This window comes from Plectonema cf. radiosum LEGE 06105, assembly GCF_015207665.1.
GTDB classification, from domain to species: domain Bacteria; phylum Cyanobacteriota; class Cyanobacteriia; order Cyanobacteriales; family Nostocaceae; genus Rivularia; species Rivularia radiosa_A.
Map to the genome: position 1 here is coordinate 1 of NZ_JADEWL010000308.1, position 1440 is coordinate 1440.

1 protein-coding gene is annotated in these 1440 nt (G+C 45.1%); it reads left to right on the forward strand.

Features of this window, described 5'->3' with window-relative positions:
- Positions 1–173 precede the first annotated feature (173 nt).
- A complete protein-coding gene (locus IQ247_RS32140; protein ID WP_193926235.1) occupies positions 174–1388 on the forward strand; it encodes an RNA-guided endonuclease InsQ/TnpB family protein in 1215 nt (404 codons plus the stop codon).
- Positions 1389–1440: the final 52 nt, after the last annotated feature.

A 1440-nucleotide genomic window follows, 5' to 3' on the forward strand; every position in this document is an offset into this window, starting at 1 on the left:
CTAAACTCCGTGAGAAGACTCCCGCCATAATCTCCGATTTGGCGGCGAGATGAATCACGGGTCAAAAAAGAAACACCTTCCGACCAAAATTGAGCGTAAGCGAAATCAGGGAGGAAGGTAGTTGAGTTTTTGACAACATGATATAATCGTTTATGTCGAGATATGCAACATAAATGCTGGTATTTGAGGCAAAACTTGAGGGACAAGACTCGCAGTATCGAAAGCTGGATGAAGCTATTCGGACTGCTCGCTTTGTTCGCAACGCTTGCCTCCGGTACTGGATGGACAACAAAGGTATTGGGCGTTACGACCTCAATAAGTTTTGCGCCGTTCTTGCTGCCGATGAGAGTTTCCCTTGGGCATCCAAGCTTAACTCGATGGCTCGTCAGGCTAGTGCCCAAAGAGCGTGGTCTGCGATTGCTCGATTTTTTGATAACTGTAAAAAGTCTAAGCCAGGAAAGAAAGGTTATCCAAAGTTCAAAAAAGAGCAGACTCACGGGAGTGTTGAATATAAAACCTGTGGGTGGAAGCTTTCTGCTGACCGAAGACACATCACTTTTAGTGATGGTTTCGAGGCAGGAACTTTTAAACTCTGGGGAACTCGTGACCTGCATTTTTACCAGATGAAACAGTTCAAGAGGGTGCGGGTTGTGCGTCGTGCTGATGGGTACTACGCACAGTTTTGCATTGACCAAGAGCGAGTTGAAAGACGAGAGCCAACAGGTAAAACTATTGGTATTGATGTTGGTTTAACCCATTTTTATACAGATAGTAATGGGGAAACGATAGCTAATCCTAGACATCTTCGCAAAAGCGAAAAGTCTTTAAAACGGCTGCAACGTCGCTTATCTAAGACTAAAAAAGGTTCTCAAAATAGAATTAAGTTTAGAAATAAACTCGCTCGTAAGCACCTCAAAGTAAGTCGCCAGCGTAAAGACTTTGCTGTTAAGACAGCAAGGTGCGTGGTGAGGTCTAACGACCTTGTGGCGTATGAGGATTTGCAGGTGCGGAACATGGTCAAGAATCATTGCTTGGCTAAATCTATTAGTGATGCGTCGTGGTCGTTGTTCCGGCAATGGGTTGAGTATTTCGGCAAGGTTTTTGGTGTGGTGACTGTAGCAGTTCCACCCCACTACACCAGTCAGAATTGCTCTAATTGTGGTGAGGTTGTCAAGAAATCTCTTAGCACTAGAACTCATGTTTGTCCTCATTGTGGGCATACCCAAAACCGAGATTGGAACGCGGCGCGAAATATTCTAGAAAAAGGATTAAGTACGGCGGGTCACGTCGGAACTAACGTCTCTGGAGAGACTGACCAATACTTGAGTGAGGAGACTCATAAAAGCAAGTCAACTCGTAGAAAGAGAAAGCCCTTCATAGTGATATGAGGGAATCCCCCGCTATATCAGGTACTCCTGATTAGCGGTGGGAGGATGTCAA

Excerpts from the sequence above, each read along its gene's own strand:
- IQ247_RS32140 (WP_193926235.1), top strand. The coding sequence starts at position 174 with ATGCTGGTATTTGAGGCAAAACTTGAGGGACAAGACTCGCAGTATCGA.